The following is a 23,441-nucleotide window of genomic DNA, read 5'->3' as shown; positions in this document are numbered from 1 at the left end:
GGATGGATTAGCCATGCGCGGTGACTTCTCATGAACCCGTTCCTGGTCGCAAAGGAAAAACCCGACGCCCTCGCCACGATCATCGCGGAAAGCGGCGTCACGATGACCTATGGCGAACTGGCCGACACGGCGGGGAAGATCGCTTCGGCCTTCCGCGCGCTGGGCCTTCAACCCGGCGATCATATCGCCCTCATGCTCCCCAACGGCATCTGGTATCATCCCATAGGCTGGGGCGCATGGCTCGCGGGCCTCTACTGGACGCCGATCAGCACTCGCCTTCAGCATGCGGAAGTGGCGCATATCCTCACCGACAGCGACGCCCGCCTTGTCGTCACGGCGCCGGAATATGAGCCGCTGATGGCGGAGTTGCAGGGCTGGGAAACGCCGGTCAGCCACTGGTTCACCACCGGCGAGGCGAATGATCGCTTCCTGTCCGTCACGGCGCTGATCGAAGGCCAGACGCCGCTTGAAACCAGTTCCGACACCCCAGCGGGCGCCGACATGCTCTATTCGTCAGGCACCACCGGGCGGCCCAAGGGCATCCTGCCCAAGCTCGGCCGCACGCGCGACGAAGCCGATCCGCTTTCGGTGCTGCTCGCCAAACTCTATAGCTTCACGCCCGACAGCGTCTATCTGTGCCCCGCGCCGCTCTACCACGGCTCCCCGCTCAAATATACGCTCGCCATCCACCGCATCGGCGGCACCAACGTCATCATGACCAAGTTCGATGCCGAACAGGCGCTGGCCGCCATCGACCGCTATCATGTGACGCACAGCCAATGGGTGCCGACCATGCTGAGCCGCATGGTCCGTCTGCCGGACGAGGTGAAGGCCCAATATGACCTTTCCAGTCACCGGGTCGCGGTTCACGCAGCAGCCCCTTGCCCCCCGGAATTGAAGCGCCAGCTCATCGACTGGTGGGGACCGATCGTCCACGAGTTCTACGCCGGATCGGAAGCGATCGGCTATACCGCGATCGACACCGAACAGTGGCTGGCGCATCCTGGGTCCGTGGGACGTCCGGTGCTGGGCGAAATCCATATCGTCGGCGATGATGGCGAGGAACTGGCCCAGGGCGAAATCGGCCAGATCTATTTCGGCAACGGACCGCAGATCGCCTACCACAACGACCCGGAAAAGACCGCCTCGGTCTATCATCGCGAAGGCTGGATCACCATGGGCGACATGGGCCGGCTCGATGAGGAAGGCTATCTCTATCTCTCCGACCGCAAGGATTTCATGATCATCACAGGCGGGGTGAACGTCTATCCCAAGGAGATCGAGGACCTGCTTTCAGTGCATCCGGCGATCGCGGATGTTGCCGTGTTCGGCGTTCCCAACGAGGAGTTCGGCGAGGAAGTGAAAGCGGTTGTCCAACCGACCGAGTGGCCGGAGAACGAAACCGCCTTTGTCGAGATGCTCACCGCGCATTGCCGCGCTCATCTATCGCCGATCAAGGTACCCCGTTCCTTCGACCTCGCCCGAGAACTGCCGCGCCAGGAGAACGGGAAACTCTACAAGAAGGCGCTACGCGCCGCGTATCTCGCAAAGGCGGGCGCATGACGAAGATCACAAAAGTCCTGATCGCCAATCGCGGCGAAATCGCCGTTCGCATCCTCCGCTCCGTCCACAAGGCCGGTCTTAAGGGCGTCGCCGTGCATCATGCCGTCGACGCGCAGACGCCGGCGGTGAAGCAGGCCGACACCGCAGTGGAAATCACCGGCGCAACGCCAGTGGCGGCCTATCTCGACGGCGCGCAGATTATCGCGGCGGCCAAGGAATCCGGCGCGGATGCGATCCATCCGGGCTACGGTTTCCTGTCGGAGAATGCAGGGTTCGCGAGGGCCTGCGAGGAAGCGGGCATCGCCTTCATCGGCCCCCGGCCCGAAACCATCGATTTGATGGGCGACAAGGTGCGCGCGCGCAATTTCGTGGAAAGCCGGGGCTTCCCGGTCGCGCCGTCCGCGATCGAGGACGATGACCCCGCGACCTTCGTGGAACGCGCTCGCGCGGTCGGCGCCCCGTTGCTCATCAAGCCCTCGGCCGGCGGCGGCGGCAAGGGCATGCGCATCGTGCGCGATCTTGCCCTTCTCGAAGAGGAGATCGAGCGCGGTCGCAACGAGGGACAACGCTATTTCGGCGATGGCCGGCTGTTCGCCGAACGCTATGTCGAGCGTCCCCGCCACATCGAGGTTCAGGTGTTGGGTGATACGCACGGCAATGTCGTGCATCTCTTCGAGCGCGAATGCTCGCTCCAGCGCCGTTTCCAGAAGGTGGTGGAAGAAGCCCCTTCCCCCACGCTGAGCGCCGATGAGCGGGAGCGCATCTGCGAGGTGGCCGCCGGTATCGCGCGGGCGGCGGGCTATGTCGGCGCGGGGACGGTCGAGTTCATCTACGGCAGGGGCGAGTTCTACTTCCTCGAAATGAACACCCGCATCCAGGTCGAGCATCCCGTCACCGAGGAGATTACCGGCACCGATCTCATCGCCGAACAGCTCCGCGTAGCCGCGGGCGAACCGCTGGGCTACGGCCAGGACGCACTTGCTATCAACGGCCATGCCATTGAGGTCCGCGTTTATGCGGAGGACGCCGCGCGCGACTTCGCACCCACGACCGGCCCTTTGCTGACGATGATTCCGCCCGGCGGCGCCGGCGTGCGGATCGATTCCGGCGTGGAACAGGGTGGCGCCGTGACGGCGGCCTTCGACCCGATGATCGCCAAGCTCATCGTCCATGCGGCGAACCGCGAAGCGGCGCTCGACAAGGCCGATGCCGCGCTCGCCGATTTCGTCATTCTGGGGTGCCGCACCAATATCGCCTATCTGCGACGCTTGCTCGCCGATCCCGATGTGCGCGCCGGCGCCATACATACGGGCCTGATCGGTGAGAAACCCGAACTGGCGGCCGACCCGGCTGTGGATGGCGCCACGGTCCGCGCCCTGCTGGCGGCGGCGGCGCTTTCGGCCCGCCCTGTCCTCGATGCCGCGAACGCGGTTCCCCCGCTTCACGCCGCCATCGGCGGATGGAGGAACTGATGCGGCATTGTATCGAACTGGATGGCCATGACCATCTGATCTGGCTGTCGAGAACGGCTGACGGCTACATCCTGCGCTTCGACGGCGGCGATGTCGCGATTTCCCTCGACAACGGCTTGCTGCGCGCAGGCGACAGCCAGGGCCCCGTCCACATCGCCGGGCAAGGTGACAGGCTTTTCATCCACTGGAACGGCGAGTCCCATGAGCTGCTCTTCAAGGATGCCGTCCTGCGCCATGCGGCCGGAGCGGCAAGTGGATCGGAAGATACGGTGCGCGCGCCCATGCCCGGCGCTGTCGTTGGCGTGTCGAGCGAAGCCGGGCAGACCGTCATGGAAGGCGACATATTGCTGGTGATCGAAAGCATGAAACTTGAAACGGCCATCCGCGCATCGCGCGACGGCGTTGTCGAAGCGGTCCACGTCACACTCTCGCAGTCGTTCGAGCGCGACGCGCCGCTCGTCACGCTCGCTCCGCTGGGAGAGGACGCATGATGCGCCGCATTCACAGCCGGATCGATCCCCGCGACGCCGCCTTTCTCGCCAATGTCGAGCATAATCGCGCGCTTGCGGCGGAACTGGAGAGGCGCCAGCACGCGGTCCGCACCATTCGTCCCGAACGCGACCTTCAGCGGCTCGAACGCCAAGGCAAGATGACGGTCCGCGCCAGGCTCGAGCAACTGCTCGACCCCGGCACGCCCTTTCTCGAACTGTCCACGCTGGCGGCAGGCGAAACACCCTATGCCGAGGATGCGCCGGGCGCCGGCCAGCTTGTCGGAATCGGCATCGTCTCAGGCAAGGAAGTGGTGATCCGCGCCGACGACAGCAGCGTCAAGGGCGGCGCCTGGTATCCCATGTCGGTCAAGAAGATCGTCCGCGCCCTCGACATCGCGATCGAGAACCGTCTACCGGTCGTGCATATGTGCGACAGCGCCGGCGGCTTCCTCCCGCTCCAGGCCCAATTCTTCGCCGATCGCTACGGCGCGGGGCGCATCTTCCGCAACCAGTCCACCCTCTCGAAGATGGGTGTGCCCCAGGTGGCGCTTGTCCTTGGCAACTGCACGGCGGGCGGGGCCTATATCCCCGCGCTCAGCGACTATTCCGTGATCGTGCGCGGCACGGGCGCGATCTTCCTCGGCGGTCCGCCGCTGGTGAAGGCGGCGACCGGGGAAGATGTCACCGTCGACGAGCTGGGCGGCGCGGACATGCACACGTCGGTTTCCGGGGTTGCCGACTATCCGGCCGACAACGAGCTGCACGGCATCGCGATCACGCGAGAGATCGTCGCGCAATGGCGCAGGCAACCCAAGGCTGGCGAGCCGGCGATCGATCCCGAACCGCCCGCCTATGACCCGGCGGAGCTTTACGGCATCCTGCCCGCCGATGGCCGCGTCCAGTTCGACATGCGCGAGGTGATCGCCCGCATCGTCGACGGCAGCCGCTTCCACGAATATCAGCCGGGCTACGGCACCACCCTCATCTGCGGCTATGCCCGCATCTGGGGCCAGCAGGTCGGCATCCTCGCCAACAACGGCGTGCTGTTCAGCGACAGTGCGCTGAAGGGTGCGCACTTCATCGAGCTGTGCGATCAGAACCGCACGCCGCTCCTGTTCCTGCAGAACATCACCGGCTTCATGGTCGGCCGCGAATATGAGCGGCGAGGGATCACCAAGGACGGCGCCAAGATGATCATGGCGGTGTCCGGCGCCTCGGTCCCGAAGATCTCGATCAATTGCGGCGCCTCCTTCGGGGCCGGAACCTACGGCATGAACGGCCGTGCCTTCGATCCGCGCTTCATGTTCTCCTGGCCGCGCTCGCAGGTGGCCGTGATGGGTGCCGAGCAGGCCGCTGGCGTGCTGACCACGGTCAAGATCAGGCAGATGGAACGAGAAGGCGGCGCGCTTACCGATGAGCAGATCGCGGCCATCCGCGAGCCCGTGATCGCGGAATATCAGCGTTCGTCCAGTGCCTGGTATGCCACCTCCGAACTGTGGGACGATGGCGTCATCGATCCGCTCGCCACCCGAGAAACCATTGCGATCGCGCTCAGCGCCGCGCTCAACACCCCCATCCCCGAACCGCGATACGGGGTCTTCAGGATGTAATGCCGACACATCGGATTATCGAGCGCAACGCTCGTCGCACGGAAGGAGCAGGACGATGCATTATTCATTTTGCGTGAAATGGCTGAAAGCCTTCAGGCACAGCCCGGAAGCGATCTGCAGCCTATATGGGCCAGGCGACGACTTCGTCTTCGAGGATGTGATGCTCGACCAGCACAACATCGACAACCAGGCGGACCTTCACCGGCTGTTCGTCCCCTACGCCAACAAGGATCGCACCAATGGCGTCGGCATCCACAATTTCAGGATGCGCTCCTATATCGGCGATGAGAATTTCGGGCTCCTGCGTTGGGAATGGGGACCCGAGGATGCGGCCATGTTCATCGGCCTCGACGTCAAGGACAAGCCCTTCACGACCCAGGGGCATACATTCCACATCTACAAGGACGGCTTCATCAAGCGGGAATCCTCCTGGTGGGATGCCGCTGCGGTCCTGCGCGCCGTAGGCCCCGTCAGCCCGACCAAGATCCTCACCGGCAAACCGCACGAAGGGCCTGCCCGTTCGGCGGATGTCAAACTGAGCGGGGCTCCCGCCGGAACGCTCGAATTCGCGCAGGACTGGTGCAATGCGCTCGGCGGCGACATCCATGTGCTGCGTGCGCTTTACGCCGACTTCTTTTCGTCGGACTGGTCGAAAATTGACGATCATGAAAACGACACGTTCACCGATACCGAAATGCTGGTCCGCAATCTGGGCGGCATCGCGGCCGGCGAGAATGGTCGCTATCGTTTCACGGCGACCGAATATCTCGGTAACGAACGCAGGGGCCTCATCCACTGGAACGTCCAGATCGAGGGCGCCGAAAGCTATCGTGGCATTGCGACGGGCGGGAAAACGATCAGCACGCTCGGTTCCACCTTCCTCGAGTTCGATAATAGCGGGAAGATCGTGCTGGAATCGACCTATTGGGAGGACAATCGCGCCTTCGCGGCACTCGGCCTTCCCATTGTCCGTCCACACTATTGGGAGGAAGGGTTCGACCCGGCAATCTTGGCTTCGTGACGTTGAAGGCAGGGGAAACGCTAATGCACATCCCGCATGACGTCTGCGCTCGTTGCAAAGCTTCCCGACAGCACTCCCCATGATCGCAGACAAATGAAAGCCTATCTGCTTCTTGCCCTGGCCATAGGCGCGGAAGTCATCGCGACTTCCGCGTTGAAGGCAAGCGATGGCTTCTCCCGCCCCGTGTGGGCGTTAGTGTCGATCCTGGGTTACATCGTCGCCTTCAGCGCGCTGGCGATGTCTTTGAAGACTATCCCGCTGGGTATCGCTTATGCGATCTGGAGCGGCGTCGGGATTGCCCTGCTCACCCTGATTGGCTGGATCGTATATCAGCAGCGCCTGAGTCTCACGGCTATGTTTGGGATCAGTCTCATCATAGCCGGCGTGCTGGTTCTTCAATTATCCATCAAGCGCACTTGAAGTCGAAGGCAGCATCGGAAGCGGTGACGGTCAGGGGACGTATCCGGCTCAGCCAGTTCGATGCGAGGGCTCTGCCGTGCGTCGTGGACAAAGAGCGGGGTTGCTCAAACTGGCGGACATTTATGAGCCAGCGGCCGCCCGCCTGAGTTGAATCTCACCAGCAGCGCTGAGGCCGGCAGTCTCGATGTGACGTTTCAATCCGACTGATTGGACGGCCGTCATGACAAATGCTCCAGCGCTGAGCCGCAAGCCTTCCACCTTCCGTTCATGCGGCACCCCGCATCATCCGAATGACGGTATGTGCCGCTGCAGGAAATCGATCACGATATCGTTGAAGACATCGTTTCGATCGCCGGCGACCATATGTCCGGCCTTCGGCACATCCCGAACCTCCGTCTGCGGCACGAGCCTGCACATGCTGACCACACCTTCATCGTCGACAATATCGCTCTGCCCTCCGCGGACCAGCAGCGTAGGCAGCGTGACATTGCCGCTGACCCGTTCCATATCGTCTGCGAAGGACGGCGGTTCCGAGTTGGGGAGGCTTTCGAGAAAGCGCGGATCCCAGTGCCAGTAAAGACGTCCGTCGTCGCGCAGACGGAGATTCTTCATCAAGCCGCTCGGGTCCGAAGGGCGCCTTCTCTGCGGATTATAGGCGGACACGGCGTTGGCCGCCTCATCGAGATCGCTGAACCCATGTGGGTGAGCCTTCATGAACCGCCGGATTTTCTCCGTACCTTCCGCTGCCGGCCGCGGAACGATGTCAACCATGACGAGCAAATCCGCGACAGATCGAGACGCCCTACCAATGGCATAGAAGCTCGTCATTCCACCCATGGAAGCGCCGACCAGCGCTACAGGCCGGGAAACTGTCGACAGGACCGCGCCCAGATCTGAAGCAAGCGCGGGAAGCGAATAGTCCCCATCGGGAGACCAGTCGCTGTCCCCATGTCCGCGAGCGTCGTAGTTCACGACGAAATAGCCTCGATCGGCAAGCTGGTTCGTCGCACCGGCCCAGCTGTGTCGCGTCTGGCCGCCGCCGTGCAGCAGAATGACAGTCGGCGCATCGGGCGGTCCGCCGACATCTCCGATCAGCGTCAAACCATCGGGTGTGAGGAAACGCCGCTGTTCCATCATATGTGCCATAGCCGTCCCGTTGTTGGCGATGCTGACATTGCCTAACGCAGCGAACCATCGAAAAGCCCGACAAGCTCTCGCCAGTGCCTTTCCGCGGCCGCTACATCGAACACGGGAAAGTCAGCCATGGTGAACCCGTGCAGCGCTCCGCTGTAAATCTCGCATCGATGGTCCACGCCAGCATCCGTCAGCGCCTTTTCCAAACGCTCGGCCATTTCGGGCGGGTACAAATCATCCTTGTCGGCGCCGGCGACATAGACCCGCGCACTGATCGAAGGCGCCAGCAGGTGCGGGCTGGTATCCGCGTCCGTTGCGAGATTGCCGCCGTGAAAGCTCGCCGCAGCGGCAATGTATTTCGGCCAGCTTCCGGCGATCGACAGCGCGATGCCGCCCCCCATGCAATAGCCGGTTACGCCATATCGAGGGCCGACAACATCAGGTCGTTCGTCAAGCAACGTGATGAACGCCTCCGCGTCCCGTGCCGCCCGATGGTTGTCGGTGGAAGCCAGCAAGTGACCGATGGCGCCCATGAGGTCACCACTCGCGAAAACCTCCGCGGGCACAAGCGGTCCATATGGACCTGCGCGATAATAGAAGTCGGGCAGCAAGACGGCGTAGCCGCTGTCGGCGAGCCGTTGCGCCATCGAGAACAGCGTTGGGCGGATGCCGAACCCGTCCATGCAGAAGATCACGCCCGGCCAGGGGCCCGCCCCGTCCGGCGTGAAAAAATAGGCGGGGCAGTTGCCCTCGCCGGTCTCGATTTGAAGCTGCTCCTGGCTCATGGCCAATCCTCCTTCAACATGAGCGTAGATAGGCGTTCATAGCCAAATATGTTGCAAAGGCAACCGTTGCCTATTGAATATATAGACACGTCGGTCTACAGGGACGTCCATGCCAACCCACCGATCCGTAGTCAGCGCGGCGACGCTTTTTGAATTCACCAACGCGTTGCAGCCAGTGCGGCGCATCTGGGTTCAGGCGGTCAACATGGCCTTGGCTGACTTCGGGCTTCCGGCATCGCTGACGTCGGCTCTGATCCTGGCTGCGCGCCGTGGAGAGGAAGGCATCAGGCAGAACGCGCTGGCCGAGGAAGTCGGGGTAAACCCGGGCGCCATGGTCCGCATCCTCGACCAGGCGGAAGCGGCCGATCTGCTCGAGCGCCGCGATTCTCCGGACGACCGCCGCGCCAAAATCATCCAGGCCTTGCCCAAGGGCCGCGAAATAGCCCGCAAGATGGAGAAGGCAGTCGACGAGCTGCGGGCCGGGATCCTCGGGGATTTGCCGTCTCAGGACATTGAGACGACGACCCGGACGCTCCGTCTGTTCGAGGCGCGCATCGGTCAATACCTGCAGCAGGAGCGTTCGGGCCGATGAAGGTCAGCGCCGACCAACTGATCTTTTCCGCCAAGCTGTTCGTTGCCGGCATGATCGCCTTCGCGCTTGCCGTGCGGATTGGCCTGCCCAACCCCTATTGGGCGCTTGTCACCTGCTGCGTGTGCATGAACCCGATGTCGGGCGCGATCCGGTCAAAGGCCGTCTATCGCTTCGCAGGAACATTCTGCGCAGGCATAGTCACTCTCGGGCTGGTGGCAATGTTTGCGAGCACGCCGCTGCTGCTCGTGGCGGCCGCAGGGATCGTCGCGACCATGGGCTTTGGCCTATCGTTTCTCGATCGCACGCCCCGCAGCTATGGTTTCCAGCTTTTCTCGATCACACTCATGCTGGTCGCTGTCGCCGGCGTGGACCATCCGGAGACGAGCTTCGACACGGTGGTGGCGCGGGTCAGCGAAATCGCGCTTGGGATTCTTTCGACCACGATCGTCGATGCCATCGTCATGCCGCGGTCGCTCGGCGGGACCCTGCGCGCGAGCATCCATCGCTGGCTGCCGGACATGGAGAATTGGGCCAGGGACATCTTCGACGGACATGAGGCGGATGCAAAGGGCGAACATGATCGGCTGAAGACGCTGGCCGACATCACCTCGCTCTCGCAGCTCATCAGTACGTTGCGCTACGATCCAACGATCAGCCGCTCGGAATTGCGCCATGCGCTTGCGATCCAGCAGCGTCTGCTCCGCATGATCCCTTTGCTCTCGGCGATCGGCAGCCGGATCGCCGGGCTCAGCGAGGCGGAGCGTGAAGCGCTCCGGCCCAGTCTGGCGGCTGCGAGCGCCTGCCTTGCAACTGGTGCCGAACCGCCGGCGGGACTTGCGGACGATGTGCGGGCGGTTCCGCTCGATGCCGGGCCCGGCAGGCGCTGGCAGCAACTCGTGCACGATTCGCTGGCTGGGATGCTCACTGAAGGGCTCACGCTCTGGAGCGAGGTGCGCCGGATCGAGGCGGTGCTCGACGGGAAAGCGGTGCTGACGCCGGCGCTCGCCGGACAGGTCAGGGAAACCCGCGCCTTCCCGCTGATCCCAGACTTCGATCACGCCAGCAGGTTGGCGGGGGGCATTCTCGTTTCCTATGCGCTGCTTTGCGGTCTCTGGTACATGACGGGCTGGCATCAGGGCGCGAATGCCGTGCTGCTCAGCACCGTCGCGCTGGCCTTCTTTGGAGGCGGCGACGAGCCAGGCAAGGCGATCGCGATGTTCGGCCGCTTCGCGGTGCTCGCGCTGACGCTTGCCGGGCTGCTCTGCTATGGCCTTCTGCCGCTCGCCAATGATTTTGCGGCATTTGCGCTCGTCATGGGTCTGTTCATGCTGCCGCTCGGAGCATGGGCGGCAGTCAATCCGATGGCGACCCTCGTGCTGGCCTACGGCCTCAGCAACATCAACCTCCAGGGCCATTATTCTCCGTTCGATTTCGGGGCCTTCCTCGAGACCGGCCTTGCCAGCCTTTTGGGTGTCTATGTCGCCTTTCTGGGCGCGGGGCTGTTCAGAAGCTGGGGCGTCCAGCATCAGCTTCAGCGTTTCCTGCGCAAGGAAGCGCGAGACATCGCCCGGCTCAGCCGCTCGGCAAACCAGAGAATACGGGACAGCTATGTCCAGAGGGCGCTCGATCGCATCGCCGTCATGACCGCCCGGCTTGCCGCGACGGGACAGATCGAACGCAGCGCGAGCCTGCTCTCCCGCCTTCGTGTCGGCGTGAACGTCGCCGACCTGCGTATGATCGGGAAAGCGCTTCCGCCCGCAGCCCGCGCGGCGACCGATAGCGTGCTCGACCAGTTCCGCGCCGAGTTCGATGCGCCGCAGCCGTCGTCGCGGCTGCTCACGATGATCGATGATGCCCTGGACCGGCTATGGTTCGAGCACAGGGTTCCAGGAGACCGGCCGGACCGCGTTATCCATGCCCTTGCGGGATTGCGTATCGCCCTGTTCGAACGCGCACCGGCGTGGGAGCCCTCCCGATGATCGGAGAGATCGATATTGCCGGCATCTTCCTCTCGCCGCTGCTCCTCTGCGTCGGCATCGGCTTTGCCGCCCGCCTGCTCGTCTCGCTATTGCTCGAAGCCGCGGGTTTCTATCGCCTCGTCTGGCAGCGACCGCTGTTCGATACTTCCCTCTTCCTCATCCTGACCGGCGCCGCGTTTCTCGCGTTGCGCCTGGTCACCTCATCCTGAAGCACACGCCATGACCATTGACCGCGATACGATCCTGCGCCTGCTCAAGCCGCTCCTTACCCTGCTCGTGCTGGGCGTCGCGGTGCTCGTCTTCTGGCAGCTCTATAATTACTATACTTACGCCCCCCAGACGCGAGATGGAAAGATCCGGGCCGATGTGGTTCCACTGGCCGCCGACGTATCCGGCCGGGTCGAACAGGTGCATGTCCGTGACAATCAGGTCGTGAGGCGCGGCGAGATATTGTTCACGATCGATCATGTCCGCTTGCGCAACGCCCTCCAGCAGACGGAAGCGGCGGTCGCCACCGCCCGCGCCACATTGAATGCGGCCGAGCGTGAGAACCGGCGCTATCAGGGCCTTGCCGACATCGTCTCGGGTCAGCAGCGCGACGACCGCCGCTCCGCCGCAGAGGAGGCCCGCGCCCGCTATGCGCAGGCGATCGCCGATCGCGATCTTGCCCGTATCAATCTCGAACGCGCTGAGGTGCGTGCGCCCGTCAACGGTATCGTCACCAACTTCTCGCTTCGTCCCGGTGCCTATGCCACCGCCGGCCAGCCAGTGATGGCGCTGGTCGATTCGGACAGTTACTATGTGGCGGGCTATTTCGAGGAAACCAAGCTTTCGCATATCCATCCGGGCGCGCGGGTGACCATCCGCGTTATGGGTGAGGACCGCCCCCTCTCCGGTCATGTCGAGGGTCGGTCAGCCGGCATTGACGATCGCGAGCGAACGACTGCCTCGGGCACACTGCTCGCCAACGTCAACCCGACCTTCAGCTGGGTCAGGCTTGCCCAGCGCGTCCCGGTGCGGATCGCCATCGACAAGGTTCCTCCCGGCATCGACCTGATCGCGGGACGAACGGTCACGGTGTCGCTTGATAGCGCGGGGGATGCACGCACGGTCGGTCTGGGCGCATGACAATGAAGCGTCTCGGCACGAGGGGATCATGGGCCTTCGCGGGCGCGCTGATGTTGGCGGGTTGCGCCACTGTCGGCCCGGACTATCACGCGCCGCCTCCGCCGGCAGGGATAGCAGAGAAACCGACCGCCTTCGCCGAGGGGAATTCGCCGGCCTTTGCCGCTGAGCCGTTGCCGGACCGTTGGTGGCGGCTCTATGCCATTCCCCAACTCGACGCGCTCGTCGAGGAAGCCATTCGAGCCAATACCGATCTGCGGATTGCCGCGGCCAATCTCGAACGCGCGCAGGCGATCGTCCAGGAGATACGGGCAAGCGCCCATGTCCAGACGTCGGTAAATGGTGGCGCCTCCGCGGGAGAGACCTCCAATCTCGGTCTCGGATCACCAGCGGGAACTCATGCAACATTCGATGCAGGCGTCGGGATCTCCTACGAACTGGACGTGGTGGGTCGGATCCGGCGCACCATCGAAGCGGCGGATGCCGATGCCCAGGCGCAGGCGGCTGCCTATGATCTTGCGCGTACCACAGTCGTTGCGGGCGTGGTCGGAGCCTATTCCGACGCTTGTGCCGCCGGTGCGCGGCTGGTCGTCGCACGCCGCTCGATGGAGTTGCAGCGGCAAAGTCTTGCGCTCACCGACCGTGGCGTGCGCGCAGGCCTCTACACCCCGCTTGATGCTATGCGCTCCCGTGCGCTCCTGGCGCAGCTGGAAGCGGCGTTGCCGCCGCTGGAAGCGGACCGCAAGGCGGCCCTCTACAGTCTCGCCGTGCTGCTCGGCAGGGCACCCGAAGACTATCCTCCCGGCCTCGCGAGCTGCCAGATAATCCCGACCATCGACCAGCCGCTGCCGATAGGCAACGGAATGGCACTAATCCGGCGGCGACCTGATATCCGCCAGGCCGAGCGCCAACTCGCGGCGGCGACCGCGCGCATGGGCGTGGCCACGGCCGAACTCTATCCGAGCGTCAGCTTCGGCGCATCGCTGGGCACGACGTCGCGCGGCGTCGGCAATCTGTTCGATAGTTCGGCGTTCAGGTTCAGCCTGGGACCGCTGATCTCCTGGACATTCCCTAACCGGGGGGTGGCACGGGCGCGAATCGTGGAGGCCGACGCCGCCTCTCGCGGGGCGCTGGCGGCATTTGACGGCAGCGTCCTGTCTGCTTTGCGCGAAGTGGAAACCGCGCTTAGCACCTATGCGCGCGACCTCGAGCAGAACGCAAAACTCAAGATTGCGCGCGATGAGAACCGCAAAGCCTTCGGCCTGCAGACGCGAATGACTCGCGGCGGCTTGGGAACGGGCCTCGACCTGCTCGATGCCGAAAGAAGCCTCGCTGCCGCCGAATCGGCGCTAGCAGCGTCAAGCGCTACGATTGCGAACGATAGAGTCCGGGTATTTTTAGCCTTGGGCGGGGGATGGGAACAATAGACAAAGAGACAAGCTATGCGGTTTCTTGGATTTTTGGTTCGCAGCGCGGTTCATCGTTTCCGATGATCGATCACCATAGAGCTGATTGCATCGGCTGCTTCGTGGTCAAGGCCGTGCATCCAGACTCAATGCCGTCGGCGTGAGAAGCGTCAGACTCGAGCGATCAGTATTGCGGTAGAAGCACGCAGTTTGCTCGGAGACAAACAGCGATCGCATTCTGTCATCAGCCCCTGGAATCACCGAGGATTGAACGGACCCTCCGCCGTGGCACATTTCGTGGCACATTTAGGGTAATGGAGGGCAATCCAGGGTAAGTCGGTTGTTGAAAAATAGAGGTTTATTTCCCCTCTGATCCCCTGTAGCGCCCTGAAAATCCGGTTCGATTCCCGTAGGGGTCACCAGACAAGCGATTTATCGCGTTGATTTTACATGGTATTTGTAGAAATCATTCGGATCGATATCACAGATGTTCCCACATTTCGTGTGGGTCGTGGTGAAATGATTCGGTCCTCGGTAGGACAAACTGCTGCTTCCCCATAATTTAGTTATTGTGCATTGCCCGACAGTCAGGTGCATCACGCAGATAGCGTTGCGACCGCCTTCGTTTCTGCGACGAGAGCAATAACCTCAGCCGCGCAGAGTTCGGAAAGCTCGGCACCTGCGGCATCTGACGCTCTTTTGTCACCAGCCCTTCTTCGTGCGAGTTTGCAGAATTCGGCTTAGGCGCTGTCTGCATTCAGGGGTTCCTTGATGGGATGATTGATTCAATGTCATCGAAGGAGATGCTCAATGAGCAGACGGAAGCTGACGGACGAACAATGGGACCGGATAGAGGTGTATCTTCCTGGTTGGGCGGGGCGGCCGGGTCGGAGCGGTGTAGATAACCGGCTATTCGTTGACGCGATCCCGTGGATGGCAGGTAATGCGACGCATTGGCGTGATCTGCCGGAGGTGTTCGGCAAGTGGACGGCGGTGCATGCGCGGTTCCGGCGCTGGTCTCACGCAGGTGTATGGGAACGCATGTTCCATGCGATGGCTGACACGCCGGACTTTGAGTATGTGCTGATCGACAGCACGATCTCGAAAGTCCACGCGGATGCGAGTGGTGCAAAAGGGGGGCTGAAGCTGCCGCGATCGGTCGTTCGCGCGGCGGCCTGACGACCAAGTTGCATGCTGCTGTCGATGCGATCAGCCCGCCGATCCGTATCCATCCGACGCCAGGGCAATATGGTGACCGCCCGCAAGCCGAAGCGCCGCTGGCAGGTCTGAAAGGCGTCGGTCACATCATTGCCGACGCCGCCTACGACGCAGACCCTCTACGCACCTTCATTGCCAGCGATCTTGGCGCCACAGAGCACATCAAGGCTAATCCCAGTCGGACCGGCAAACCGCCAATCGATTGGAGCCTCTACAAGGAGCGCCATCAGGTCGAATGTCGACGCCGGCTTCGGTTTCAGCGGACCGTCGGCACCGACGCGCCCGCATAGGGGTCGTAGACGGTCGGCGGCGGGGAGAGCTGCCCCTGTGGCAAGGAGGTAGTATCGGGGACGGCCATCGGGGGCGGTGCTGCGCCAGCCAGGCCCGTGAGCCCCACCGCTATGCGGCCGGCCCCGAACAACAGGAAACACCCCACGGCGACGGTAACGGCACGCCGCAGATCGAGTCGCCCCGACAGCATCAGAAATCCGATGGCGGCCACTGCGATCACCGCGATAGTGGTTGCGACGGCGCCCAGGGTCGCGTCCTGGATCCACGACAGACTTTCGGCAATCGGGCTGCCGGGAGGCGGATCGGTGAGCGACGGGACGGCGTGGATCATCGGGGTTTCGGCGGTTTCTTCTTCCGGAAGATTTGTTTTCCAGGTAATTTTGATCGAACGCTATTCTAGTCGGACCGCAGTCTAGTAAATCGGAATCGTTCGTGCGACTATATTCGCTGCATTGATTTACAGGGCGGTTGCGCCCTATTGTCGGTATCTTGGCCGACAACCGCGGGGCCTTGGCGGAGCAGGGGATGAATGGAGTAAGGACAGGAAGCAGGATCGCCGGCCTGATCGGCCTGGCGACCGGACTTTTTCATGCAGCGGCAGTCCAGGCTCAGGAGATCGCCGATCCCGCCGGATCCGGGGTCCTGGTGTCGGCGGTGCGATGGCTGGAGGGCACGCTGCTCGGCACGGTCGCCACGGTCGTGGCGGTGATCGCTGTCGCCACGGTCGGCTTCATGATGCTGACGGGGCGCATCAACTGGCGTTACGGCGCGACGGTGATCCTCGGCTGCTTCATCCTGTTCGGCGCAGCAAGCATCGTCGCCGGTATCCAGTCCACCGCCAGCCTGGGCCATTGAGGCGTGGAGGGGATCGAGCGGGATTCGCTGTTCGTCGCGTTGACCCGCCCGCAGATGTTCGCCGGCGTCACTTACAGCTACTTCGTCGCCAACGCCGTTGTCGCGACCGAACTGTTCCTGATCTTTCGCACGATATGGGCGCTGGCGATCGCGCTGATCGTCCATCTGGCAGGCGTGTTGCTCTGCCTGCGTGAGCCGCGTTTCTTCGATCTCTGGCTCACGAAAGTCGGACGCTGTCCGCGCGTTCGCAACCATGCGATCTGGCGATGCAACTCCTACCGGCCCTAGCGGCATCGTCCCGCACGGTGGCGCGCGAAGCGCCGGCCGGGCGGCATCTGCCCTATAGCCATCATGTCGACGAGCACACGATCGCAACGCGGGACGGCCTGCTGCTGCAGGTCATCGGTATGCGCGGCATGCTGTTCGAGACCGCGGATACCGAAGAGATCAATTATCGCAAGCGCATGCGCGATGCGATGCTCCAGGCGATCGGCTCGTCGCGCTTTGCAATCTATCACCATGTGGTCCGTCGTCGTGTCGATGCCGGGCTGGACGGGATATTCGGCGACCCGTTCTCGGCGAAGCTCGATGCGGCCTGGCAGCGAAGGCTCGATCGGCGCCAGCTCTTCGTCAACGACCTTTATCTGACGCTGATCCGTCGTCCGCTGCAAGGGAGGGTGGGGCTGCTCGACGGCTTGCGCGAAAAGCTGGGCCGGGCGGGTGCTGCAGCCGAGACGGTCGTGCACGACCTTCGCCAGCTCGATACCGCCCGCGAAGCGCTAATGGCGGCGCTTGCCGGTTATGAGCCCTCGCTGCTCGGAATCTATGAGGGCGGGGCGGGGCTCTATTCGGAACCGCTCGAATTCCTTTCGACGCTCTTCCATGGCGAAAGCCGGCCGGTCTTGCTGCCGACGCAGGATATCGGCGCCTACCTGCCCGACCGGCGCATCAGCTTCGGACAGGAGGCGATCGAACTCGGGCCTTCGGGGCATGCGGACAGAAGCTATCTCGGACTCGTGTCGATCAAGGACTATCCGGGACAGACCAGCCCCGGCATGTTCGACGAACTGTTGCGGCTGCCGTTCGAACTCACCATCGCTCAATCCTTCGGCTTCGTCGAGCGCCAGGCCGCGCTCGACCGGATGAATCTGACGCTGCGGCGCATGCGCTCGGCCGAGGACGAGGCCCTCAGCCTGCGCGCCGAACTGTCGAGCGCCAAGGACGAGGTGGCGGCAGGACGATCGAGCTTCGGCGAACATCATATGAGCATCGCGCTGCGCGGTGGCTCGCCGGCCATCGTCGACGCGGGCATCGCGGAGGTCCAGGCCACGCTTGCCGACCTCGGCATCATCGCGGTTCGCGAGGAGATCGCGCTCGAGCCGACATTCTGGGCCCAGTTTCCGGGGAATTTCAAATATATCGCGCGGCGCGGTCTGGTATCGACCGGGAATTTCGCGGGGCTTGCGAGCGGACATAATTTCGCGTTGGGCCAAGCGCATGGCAACCATTGGGGCGATGCGGTGGCGCTGCTCGAAACCACCGCGGCCGGCCCCTATTTCTTCAACTTCCATCAGGGCGACCTAGGCAATTTCACCATCATCGGCCCTTCGGGTTCGGGCAAGACGGTCGCGCTCAATTTCCTGCTCGCACAGGCGCGCAAGTTCGACCCGCGGATCGTCTTTTTCGACAAGGATCGCGGCGGCGAGCTTTTCGTCCGCGCGATCGGGGGGCGCTACGATATTCTGCGGCCCGGCCATCCATCGGGGCTCAATCCCCTCCAGCTCGAAGACGGGCCCGCCAATCGCCAGTTTCTCATCGACTGGCTGGCGCTCCTGGCCGGCGGGGTGAACGTCGACGAGCTTGCGCAGATCAAGGATGCGATCGACGCCAATTACGCGCAGCCGCCGCATCATCGTCGGCTGCGCCATATCGTCGAACTGTTTCGAGGCGGCCATCGGCCGCATGCCGCGGACCTGTGGTCACGGCTGCGCCCGTGGTGGGGCGATGGCGAGCGCGCCTGGCTCTTCGACAATGCGGAGGACGGGACCGACCTGTCGGCGCGCTCGGTCGGTTTCGACATGACGCAGATATTGGACGATTCCTCGGTCCGGACCCCGGCGATGATGTATCTGTTCCACCGCGTCGAGGAACGCCTCGACGGAAGCCCGGCGATTATCGTCGTCGATGAAGGCTGGAAGGCGCTCGACGACGACGTGTTCGTCCGCCGGATCAAGGACTGGGAGAAGACGATCCGCAAGCGCAACGGCATCGTCGGCTTCGCGACCCAGAGCGCGCAGGACGCCCTCGAGAGCCGGATCGCGAGCGCGATCATCGAGCAGGCGGCGACGCAAATCTTCATGGCCAATCCGAAGGCGCGCCAGGCCGATTATGTCGAGGGTTTCGGCCTGACCCCCCATGAGTTCGAGCTGGTCCGCTCCCTGCCCGACAGCGCCCACTGCTTTCTGGTCAAACATGGCAATGAAAGCGTCGTCGTACGCCTGAACCTGTCCGGCGAGCGGGAATTGCTAACGATCTTGTCGGGGCGCGAGCGGACGGTGCGCTTGCTCGATGAGCTGCGGGCCGCGCATGGCGATGCGCCGGAAGCCTGGTACGACGCGCTGATGGAGCGCGCCTGATGGCCACGATCTGCGATTCCGTCCCCACGCCCGAAGCATTCGCGCCCAGCCTGTTGCGCTTTCTCGACTGCCAGGCGCAGGTCATCGGTACAGAAGGCTACAGGGCGCTGGCGGCGCCCGGATCGACCGCCTCGGTCCTGTTGACCGGCATCGTGACGCTGCTCATCGCATTCCTCGGATACCGGATGCTCCTTGGCCAGACGCCGACGGTCCGCGAAGGCGTGCTGACCTTCGTAAAGATCGGGCTCGTTCTGCTTCTCGCGACCAGCTGGCCGGCATACCAATTGCTGGTTTATGACGTCATTCTCCGCTCGCCGGCCGAGTTCGCGGCGGCAATCGGCGGCGCCACGAGCCTGCCGGGGAGCGGCGGCGGGCTGATCGAGCGGATCGACGGCGTCGATCGGGCGCTGACGATCCTGGCCATCGAGGGGGTCGGTGCGCCGCCGATCGGCGCCGACGGGCTCCCCCGCATGGCAGCGGTCGCGCCTCCCCCGTTTCTGGGCTTCGACAGTTTCGCCATCGGCTTCGCGCGCGTGATCTTCCTCGTCTCGACCGTAGCCGCATTTGCCGTCGTGCGCGTGGCGGCGGGCCTGCTTCTGGCGCTGGCGCCGCTGTTCGCGGCCTTTCTGCTGTTCGACGGGACGCGCGGACTGTTTGAAGGCTGGGTCAAGGCGCTGATCGGGACGGCGCTGGCGAGCCTGGCGATCTCGGTCGCGCTGGGACTTTCCCTGGCCTATCTCGAGCCCTGGCTTGCCAATCTGCTCGCGAGGCGCGCGAGCGGCCTCGATATCGTCGGTACACCGGCGCAGTTGCTTGCCGCGTCGACGATCTTCGCCATCGCGCTAGCCTGCGCGGCCTATTTGTTCGCGCGCGTTGCGCTCGCCCTCCGGATTCCAGCGTGGATGAGGCCATCGCACGGCGCGCGTGTCGATGGCCGCGCCGCTCAGCCTGACGTGTCGCGGCCGATCGCCGAGCCGCGTGCGTCCGTCGCAGGCCGCTCGCGCGCCGCGGCGATCGCCGACGCCATCGCGATCAGCCAGCGGCGCGACCTGACGGCCTCCGAAGTCGCCGGCGGGCCACGCGCCGTCCATATCGCCCGCGGCATCGCACAACGGGATGCGGGAGAAGGGCGAGCCGCCGCCCGGTCGTCGACCCACGCCGTCCGGCGGACGCGGCGGCGCCTGTCCGCCCACAGCACGGCCAGGGACCGGCGATCATGAACAAATCCAGCCGCGAAGCGCTCGATGCCTATTTTGCCGAAGCCGACAGTTGGGCGAAGGATCGGACCGAGGCTTTGCGCGCGTCGCGTCGCACGGCATGGTGGGTCGCGGCTGCGGCGTGCATCGTCGCGATCTGCGAGGCATTGGCCCTGCTGTTCCTGATGCCGCTCAAGACGGTCGAGCCCTATACGCTGCTCGTCGATCGGCAGACCGGTTTCGTCCAGCAGTTGAAGCCACTCGAACCGCAGACGATGTCGCGCGACCGCGCGCTCACCCAATCCTTTCTCGTCCAATATGTCATCGCCCGCGAAGGGTTTGACATCAATTCGCTCCAGCAGGATTATCGCAAGGTCGCGCTCTGGTCGGCGGGGACCGCGCGTGACAGCTACATCTCGGGAATCCAGGCGTCCAATCCGCAAAGCCCGTTGGTGCAGCTTCCGCGCTCTTCGCTGATCGACGTCCAGGTCAAGAGCGTGACACCGATGGGAAGCGATACGGCGATGGTGCGCTTCGACACGCAGCGCCGCGACGCGGGCGGCCGGACGCTGCCGGCGCAGCCCTGGGTTGCGATCGTCCGCTATGGCTACAGCGACGAACCGATGAGCGTCGCGGACCGGATGGTCAACCCGCTCGGCTTCAAGGTCAGCGCCTACCGCAAGAGCGCCGAAGCGCTGATGCCGCCAGAAACCTCTGCGATCCCTTCTCAGACGATTCCCGCGGCCGGAGCCGGACCCCGGGCCGGGCAACGAACCGGACAGCCGCAGCAGGCACGGCCGTGATCGCGCGCGCGTCGGCCCTTCTCCTCGCGCTGCTTCCGATCGTTTCGGCAGCCCAGATGCGTCCCTATCCGGGGGCGGGGGACGCGCGCATGCAGACCGTCGATTATCGGCGCGACCAAGTCGTGCAGATCGAAGGCGCCCCCGGTTATCAGCTTCTGATCGCGCTGGCTCCCGACGAGCGGATCGAGAATGTCGCCATAGGCGACAGTGGCGCATGGCAGGCGGTCGCGAGCCAGAGCGGCAACATGCTCTTCGTGCGGCCGACCCAGGGCGGCGTCAGCACCAACATGACGGTCATCACCAGCGCGCGCTTCTATGCCTTCGATCTCGTACCTGCCGTCGGATTGCCGCCCTATGAAGTGCGGTTCCGCTATCCGGCCGAGGCGGGCGACGATTCTTCGGGGGCGCCGGCCGAAATGGGGCGGCAGGTCGGTGAGTATCGCCTGAGCGGCAGCAGGTCGCTGTGGCCCGCGCAGATGGGCGACGACGGCGTGAAAACCTATATCGACTGGCCGGCCCACGTCGCCCTCCCGGCCGTCTTCATCATCGACGACCATGGGCGCGAGCGGCTCGCGAACGGTTATATGCGCGGGCCTTTCTATGTCATCGACAGCGTCCACGAACGGCTGCTTTTCCGGATCGATCGAAAGACGGCGCGCGCCCGGCGCCATGCGCTGAAGGCGGAGGACGCAGCGAAAGAGGATGCACCATGACCGCGCCCGGTCCCGATCCGGCAGCCGCCGCCGAAACGGCGGAACGCGGTGCGATGCCCCGTGTCGCCCCGCCGCGGGCCGGGCTGTCGGCTATGGCGATCGCGATCCTGGCCATATTGGCCGCGGCCATCCTTTTCTCGATCCTCGATGCCCGCCGCCGCGCGCTGACCGCACCGGCCGTACGGCCTGCACGGGCCGATGTCATTGGCGCACCACAAGCGCTTCCTCCGCTCTACATCCCGCCGGTGTCATATGACGCGGGCGCGCCGCCGCCCGATCTTCTCCAAAACGTCGAGCCGACGCCGCGCACAGCGCAAGCGCGTCCCGCACCGGTGCCGCCGCAACCGGCGCCACCCCAGCCCATGCCGCCGCAAACCTATGCCCCGCCGCCGGAGCCCGCGCCTCCGCCGCGGACGAGCAACGGCGCGATCCTGGTCATCGACGGGTCGCAGCCCGCCACGGATCGCGTGACGGCATCGGGAGAAAGCGGCGCCCCCGCGGACCCGCGCGACGCGGCGTCGGCGCGCAGCCGCGCCGGGGCGATGTCGAACCGCTCGACGACGGTGCCGCAGGGCACGCTGATCCCCGCGGTGCTGGAAACCGCGCTCAATTCGACCGGGTCGGGCTATGCGCGGGCACTGGTGCAGCGCGACGTCCATGGCTTCGACGGCAGACGGGTGCTCGTCCCGCGCGGCAGCCGGCTGATCGGCGAATATCGATCGGATACCAGCCCCGGGCAGAAGCGCGCCTTCGTGACGTGGACCCGGCTGATCCGGCCCGACGGCGTCACGATCGCGATTGGCTCGCCCGCCACCGATCCGGTCGGCGTCGGTGGCATGCGCGCCAAGGTCAACAGCCATTTCTTCGAACGCTTCGCCGGATCGATCCTGCAATCGGCGATGCTGATCGGGGGTAATATCGCCGCGCGGTCCGCGGGCGATTCGGTCGTGATCGCGCTTCCCGGCGCTTTGCCCGGCGCCAGCGTCACCACCCCCGCCACGCAGATTCCTCCGACGCTCAGCGTCCGGCAGGGCACCAGCATCAGCGTGTTCGTGGCGCGCGATCTCGATTTCACCGGGGTAGAGGCCGCGCAATGATGGCGATGGCGCCCGCCGGGAAAGTCTATCTGCACAGCTATCTCGCGCCGCTCTCCTTCGCGCTGGAGCGCGCCGACGTCACCGACATCTATATCAACCGGCCCGGCGAGCTGTGGCTGGAAACGCTGGGTGGCCGGATCGAGCGGCACGACGTTCCGGCGCTCGACGCGCCGCTGCTGGCCCGGCTGGCGCGGCAGGTCGCCGCGCTGGGCCATCAGGGGATCAGCCGGGAGCATCCGTTGCTCTCGGCCGGCCTGCCCGACGGTTCGCGTATCCAGATCGTCGCGCCGCCGGCGACGCGCGGCGACCTGGCGCTCGCCATCCGCAAGCATGTCGCGGCCGACCTCGCGCTCGACGATTATATCGCGGCCGACGCGTTCCGGCAGGTCCGCATCGCCGGGGACGCGGCGACTGCGATCATCGGGCGGGTGAACGACCTCGTCGCGGCCGGCGATATCGCCGCGGCGCTGCGCGAGGCGGTGCGCGGGCGGCTCAACATTCTGATCTCGGGCGGCACCTCGTCGGGCAAGACGACCTTTCTCAATGCGCTGATCCGCGAGATTCCGGCCGAAGAAAGGTTGATCCTGATCGAGGATACGGCCGAAATCCGGCTGGCACACGCCAATGCGGTCGGCCTGATCGCCGCCCGCAGCGCGCTGGGCGAGGCGGCGGTCAGCGCCAACGACCTGGTGTCGGCATCGCTGCGCATGCGCCCCGACCGCATCATCCTGGGCGAACTGCGCGGCCCGGAGGCCTTCGCCTTCCTGCGCGCCGTCAACACAGGGCACCCGGGATCGATGACGACGATCCACGCCGACGGCGTCGACCGCGCGTTCGAACAATTGGCCCTGCTCGTCCTGGAAGGCGGCTCGACTCTCCAGCGCCTCGACATCATCGCCTATGCGCGCGCGACAATCGACCTGATCGTCCAGCTCAAACGCGACGCGACCGGCCGGAGCGTGTCCGAAATACTGGTGCGAGGGTCATGGAAAAGATAGTGCGTATTGTAATCTATAATTTTACTATTTAGCTAT

At 64.4% G+C, this 23,441-nt stretch carries 22 protein-coding genes and 1 pseudogene; 20 read left to right on the top strand and 3 right to left on the bottom strand.

The features are described from left to right. Positions 1-30: 30 nt before the first annotated feature. The 6 genes from SGRAN_RS02510 to SGRAN_RS02485 all read left to right on the top strand — a co-directional run bounded on the left by SGRAN_RS02510 (position 31) and on the right by SGRAN_RS02485 (position 6,577). Complete coding sequence (locus tag SGRAN_RS02510) at positions 31-1,563, top strand: AMP-binding protein (RefSeq protein ID WP_021244042.1); 1,533 nt, start codon at positions 31-33, stop codon at positions 1,561-1,563. Beyond that, positions 1,560-3,035 (top strand): acetyl-CoA carboxylase biotin carboxylase subunit, encoded by a 1,476-nt coding sequence (locus SGRAN_RS02505; RefSeq protein ID WP_021244041.1) that lies wholly within the window; start codon positions 1,560-1,562, stop codon positions 3,033-3,035. Before SGRAN_RS02510 ends, SGRAN_RS02505 begins: the two co-directional genes overlap by 4 nt. After that, positions 3,023-3,526, top strand: coding sequence for an acetyl-CoA carboxylase biotin carboxyl carrier protein subunit (locus tag SGRAN_RS02500; protein WP_031290693.1), 504 nt, complete (start codon positions 3,023-3,025; stop codon positions 3,524-3,526). Before SGRAN_RS02505 ends, SGRAN_RS02500 begins: the two co-directional genes overlap by 13 nt. After that, on the top strand, positions 3,526-5,136 hold the full coding sequence (locus SGRAN_RS02495) for an acyl-CoA carboxylase subunit beta (protein WP_021244039.1): 1,611 nt from the start codon (positions 3,526-3,528) through the stop codon (positions 5,134-5,136). The genes SGRAN_RS02500 and SGRAN_RS02495 overlap by 1 nt, the downstream gene beginning before the upstream one ends. Before the next feature lie 55 nt (positions 5,137-5,191). Then, complete coding sequence (locus tag SGRAN_RS02490) at positions 5,192-6,157, top strand: nuclear transport factor 2 family protein (protein ID WP_021244038.1); 966 nt, start codon at positions 5,192-5,194, stop codon at positions 6,155-6,157. Positions 6,158-6,250: 93 nt separating this feature from the next. Beyond that, positions 6,251-6,577, top strand: a complete 327-nt coding sequence (locus tag SGRAN_RS02485; protein ID WP_021244037.1) for a DMT family transporter — start codon at positions 6,251-6,253, stop codon at positions 6,575-6,577. 282 nt (positions 6,578-6,859) lie between these two features. Here SGRAN_RS02485 and SGRAN_RS02480 read toward each other — a convergent pair whose 3' ends face one another. Both SGRAN_RS02480 and SGRAN_RS02475 read right to left on the bottom strand, forming a co-directional pair. After that, positions 6,860-7,723, bottom strand: coding sequence for an alpha/beta fold hydrolase (locus tag SGRAN_RS02480; RefSeq protein WP_021244036.1), 864 nt, complete (start codon positions 7,721-7,723; stop codon positions 6,860-6,862). Between the two features lie 32 nt (positions 7,724-7,755). Further along, positions 7,756-8,496, bottom strand: a complete 741-nt coding sequence (locus SGRAN_RS02475; RefSeq protein WP_021244035.1) for a dienelactone hydrolase family protein — start codon at positions 8,494-8,496, stop codon at positions 7,756-7,758. 109 nt (positions 8,497-8,605) lie between these two features. Here SGRAN_RS02475 and SGRAN_RS02470 point away from each other — a divergent pair, with 109 nt between their 5' ends. The 6 genes and pseudogenes from SGRAN_RS02470 to SGRAN_RS21450 form a co-directional block, all read left to right on the top strand. Further along, positions 8,606-9,088: a MarR family winged helix-turn-helix transcriptional regulator gene (locus SGRAN_RS02470; RefSeq protein WP_021244034.1), complete on the top strand. Its 483-nt coding sequence runs from the start codon at positions 8,606-8,608 to the stop codon at positions 9,086-9,088. Then, the gene (locus tag SGRAN_RS02465; RefSeq protein ID WP_021244033.1) at positions 9,085-11,067 is read left to right on the top strand and encodes an FUSC family protein; all 1,983 of its coding nucleotides are present in this window, start codon (positions 9,085-9,087) and stop codon (positions 11,065-11,067) included. Before SGRAN_RS02470 ends, SGRAN_RS02465 begins: the two co-directional genes overlap by 4 nt. Then, a complete protein-coding gene (locus SGRAN_RS02460; RefSeq protein ID WP_021244032.1) occupies positions 11,064-11,276 on the top strand; it encodes a DUF1656 domain-containing protein in 213 nt (70 codons plus the stop codon). Before SGRAN_RS02465 ends, SGRAN_RS02460 begins: the two co-directional genes overlap by 4 nt. A gap of 10 nt (positions 11,277-11,286) precedes the next feature. Further along, the gene (locus SGRAN_RS02455) at positions 11,287-12,195 is read left to right on the top strand and encodes an efflux RND transporter periplasmic adaptor subunit (protein ID WP_062066109.1); all 909 of its coding nucleotides are present in this window, start codon (positions 11,287-11,289) and stop codon (positions 12,193-12,195) included. A gap of 2 nt (positions 12,196-12,197) precedes the next feature. After that, a complete protein-coding gene (locus tag SGRAN_RS02450) occupies positions 12,198-13,619 on the top strand; it encodes an efflux transporter outer membrane subunit (RefSeq protein ID WP_021244030.1) in 1,422 nt (473 codons plus the stop codon). Positions 13,620-14,408: 789 nt separating this feature from the next. After that, positions 14,409-15,055, top strand: a pseudogene (locus SGRAN_RS21450) (IS5 family transposase); the annotation flags it as partial. A 17-nt stretch (positions 15,056-15,072) separates the two neighbouring features. Here SGRAN_RS21450 and SGRAN_RS21445 read toward each other — a convergent pair. Next, complete coding sequence (locus SGRAN_RS21445) at positions 15,073-15,438, bottom strand: TrbC/VirB2 family protein (protein ID WP_082737054.1); 366 nt, start codon at positions 15,436-15,438, stop codon at positions 15,073-15,075. Between the two features lie 194 nt (positions 15,439-15,632). Between SGRAN_RS21445 and SGRAN_RS02435 the strand changes: the two genes are divergently transcribed. The 8 genes from SGRAN_RS02435 to virB11 are packed head-to-tail and all read left to right on the top strand — an operon-like array spanning position 15,633 to position 23,405. Beyond that, on the top strand, positions 15,633-15,962 hold the full coding sequence (locus tag SGRAN_RS02435) for a TrbC/VirB2 family protein (protein WP_067186843.1): 330 nt from the start codon (positions 15,633-15,635) through the stop codon (positions 15,960-15,962). Between the two features lie 3 nt (positions 15,963-15,965). After that, positions 15,966-16,250, top strand: a complete 285-nt coding sequence (locus SGRAN_RS02430) for a type IV secretion system protein VirB3 (RefSeq protein WP_082737053.1) — start codon at positions 15,966-15,968, stop codon at positions 16,248-16,250. Beyond that, on the top strand, positions 16,229-18,598 hold the full coding sequence (locus tag SGRAN_RS02425) for a VirB4 family type IV secretion/conjugal transfer ATPase (protein WP_067180491.1): 2,370 nt from the start codon (positions 16,229-16,231) through the stop codon (positions 18,596-18,598). The genes SGRAN_RS02430 and SGRAN_RS02425 overlap by 22 nt, the downstream gene beginning before the upstream one ends. Next, positions 18,598-19,818 carry a type IV secretion system protein gene (locus tag SGRAN_RS02420; protein WP_067180488.1) on the top strand — a complete coding sequence of 407 codons (1,221 nt, stop codon included), beginning with the start codon at positions 18,598-18,600 and terminating at the stop codon, positions 19,816-19,818. The genes SGRAN_RS02425 and SGRAN_RS02420 overlap by 1 nt, the downstream gene beginning before the upstream one ends. Further along, positions 19,815-20,597 (top strand): virB8 family protein, encoded by a 783-nt coding sequence (locus SGRAN_RS02415; RefSeq protein ID WP_067180485.1) that lies wholly within the window; start codon positions 19,815-19,817, stop codon positions 20,595-20,597. Before SGRAN_RS02420 ends, SGRAN_RS02415 begins: the two co-directional genes overlap by 4 nt. Next, positions 20,594-21,310 carry a TrbG/VirB9 family P-type conjugative transfer protein gene (locus SGRAN_RS02410; RefSeq protein WP_067180483.1) on the top strand — a complete coding sequence of 239 codons (717 nt, stop codon included), beginning with the start codon at positions 20,594-20,596 and terminating at the stop codon, positions 21,308-21,310. Before SGRAN_RS02415 ends, SGRAN_RS02410 begins: the two co-directional genes overlap by 4 nt. Further along, a complete protein-coding gene (locus SGRAN_RS02405) occupies positions 21,307-22,407 on the top strand; it encodes a TrbI/VirB10 family protein (RefSeq protein WP_067180481.1) in 1,101 nt (366 codons plus the stop codon). The genes SGRAN_RS02410 and SGRAN_RS02405 overlap by 4 nt, the downstream gene beginning before the upstream one ends. Then, positions 22,404-23,405, top strand: a complete 1,002-nt coding sequence (gene virB11 / locus SGRAN_RS02400; protein WP_082737052.1) for a P-type DNA transfer ATPase VirB11 — start codon at positions 22,404-22,406, stop codon at positions 23,403-23,405. The genes SGRAN_RS02405 and virB11 overlap by 4 nt, the downstream gene beginning before the upstream one ends. Positions 23,406-23,441 lie beyond the last annotated feature (36 nt).

Origin of the sequence: Sphingopyxis granuli, assembly GCF_001559015.1 — a bacterium.
Classification (GTDB): domain Bacteria; phylum Pseudomonadota; class Alphaproteobacteria; order Sphingomonadales; family Sphingomonadaceae; genus Sphingopyxis; species Sphingopyxis granuli.
The sequence above is the reverse complement of the archived record's forward strand: the minus strand, read 5'-3'. Positions and strand labels throughout refer to the sequence as shown.

What these genes read in the sequence shown, in the direction of transcription:
- SGRAN_RS02505 (WP_021244041.1), top strand. Translation starts at nt 1,560, where the DNA reads ATGACGAAGATCACAAAAGTCCTGATCGCCAATCGCGGCGAAATCGCC.
- SGRAN_RS02485 (WP_021244037.1), top strand. Translation starts at nt 6,251, where the DNA reads ATGAAAGCCTATCTGCTTCTTGCCCTGGCCATAGGCGCGGAAGTCATC.
- virB11 (WP_082737052.1), top strand. Translation starts at nt 22,404, where the DNA reads ATGATGGCGATGGCGCCCGCCGGGAAAGTCTATCTGCACAGCTATCTC.
- SGRAN_RS02450 (WP_021244030.1), top strand. Translation starts at nt 12,198, where the DNA reads ATGAAGCGTCTCGGCACGAGGGGATCATGGGCCTTCGCGGGCGCGCTG.
- SGRAN_RS02510 (WP_021244042.1), top strand. Translation starts at nt 31, where the DNA reads ATGAACCCGTTCCTGGTCGCAAAGGAAAAACCCGACGCCCTCGCCACG.
- SGRAN_RS02425 (WP_067180491.1), top strand. Translation starts at nt 16,229, where the DNA reads ATGCAACTCCTACCGGCCCTAGCGGCATCGTCCCGCACGGTGGCGCGC.
- SGRAN_RS02435 (WP_067186843.1), top strand. Translation starts at nt 15,633, where the DNA reads ATGAATGGAGTAAGGACAGGAAGCAGGATCGCCGGCCTGATCGGCCTG.
- SGRAN_RS02415 (WP_067180485.1), top strand. Translation starts at nt 19,815, where the DNA reads ATGAACAAATCCAGCCGCGAAGCGCTCGATGCCTATTTTGCCGAAGCC.
- SGRAN_RS02495 (WP_021244039.1), top strand. Translation starts at nt 3,526, where the DNA reads ATGCGCCGCATTCACAGCCGGATCGATCCCCGCGACGCCGCCTTTCTC.
- SGRAN_RS02465 (WP_021244033.1), top strand. Translation starts at nt 9,085, where the DNA reads ATGAAGGTCAGCGCCGACCAACTGATCTTTTCCGCCAAGCTGTTCGTT.
- SGRAN_RS21445 (WP_082737054.1), bottom strand. Translation starts at nt 15,438, where the DNA reads ATGATCCACGCCGTCCCGTCGCTCACCGATCCGCCTCCCGGCAGCCCG.
- SGRAN_RS02460 (WP_021244032.1), top strand. Translation starts at nt 11,064, where the DNA reads ATGATCGGAGAGATCGATATTGCCGGCATCTTCCTCTCGCCGCTGCTC.
- SGRAN_RS02405 (WP_067180481.1), top strand. Translation starts at nt 21,307, where the DNA reads ATGACCGCGCCCGGTCCCGATCCGGCAGCCGCCGCCGAAACGGCGGAA.
- SGRAN_RS02470 (WP_021244034.1), top strand. Translation starts at nt 8,606, where the DNA reads ATGCCAACCCACCGATCCGTAGTCAGCGCGGCGACGCTTTTTGAATTC.
- SGRAN_RS02420 (WP_067180488.1), top strand. Translation starts at nt 18,598, where the DNA reads ATGGCCACGATCTGCGATTCCGTCCCCACGCCCGAAGCATTCGCGCCC.
- SGRAN_RS02455 (WP_062066109.1), top strand. Translation starts at nt 11,287, where the DNA reads ATGACCATTGACCGCGATACGATCCTGCGCCTGCTCAAGCCGCTCCTT.
- SGRAN_RS02475 (WP_021244035.1), bottom strand. Translation starts at nt 8,496, where the DNA reads ATGAGCCAGGAGCAGCTTCAAATCGAGACCGGCGAGGGCAACTGCCCC.
- SGRAN_RS02480 (WP_021244036.1), bottom strand. Translation starts at nt 7,723, where the DNA reads ATGGCACATATGATGGAACAGCGGCGTTTCCTCACACCCGATGGTTTG.
- SGRAN_RS02500 (WP_031290693.1), top strand. Translation starts at nt 3,023, where the DNA reads ATGGAGGAACTGATGCGGCATTGTATCGAACTGGATGGCCATGACCAT.
- SGRAN_RS02490 (WP_021244038.1), top strand. Translation starts at nt 5,192, where the DNA reads ATGCATTATTCATTTTGCGTGAAATGGCTGAAAGCCTTCAGGCACAGC.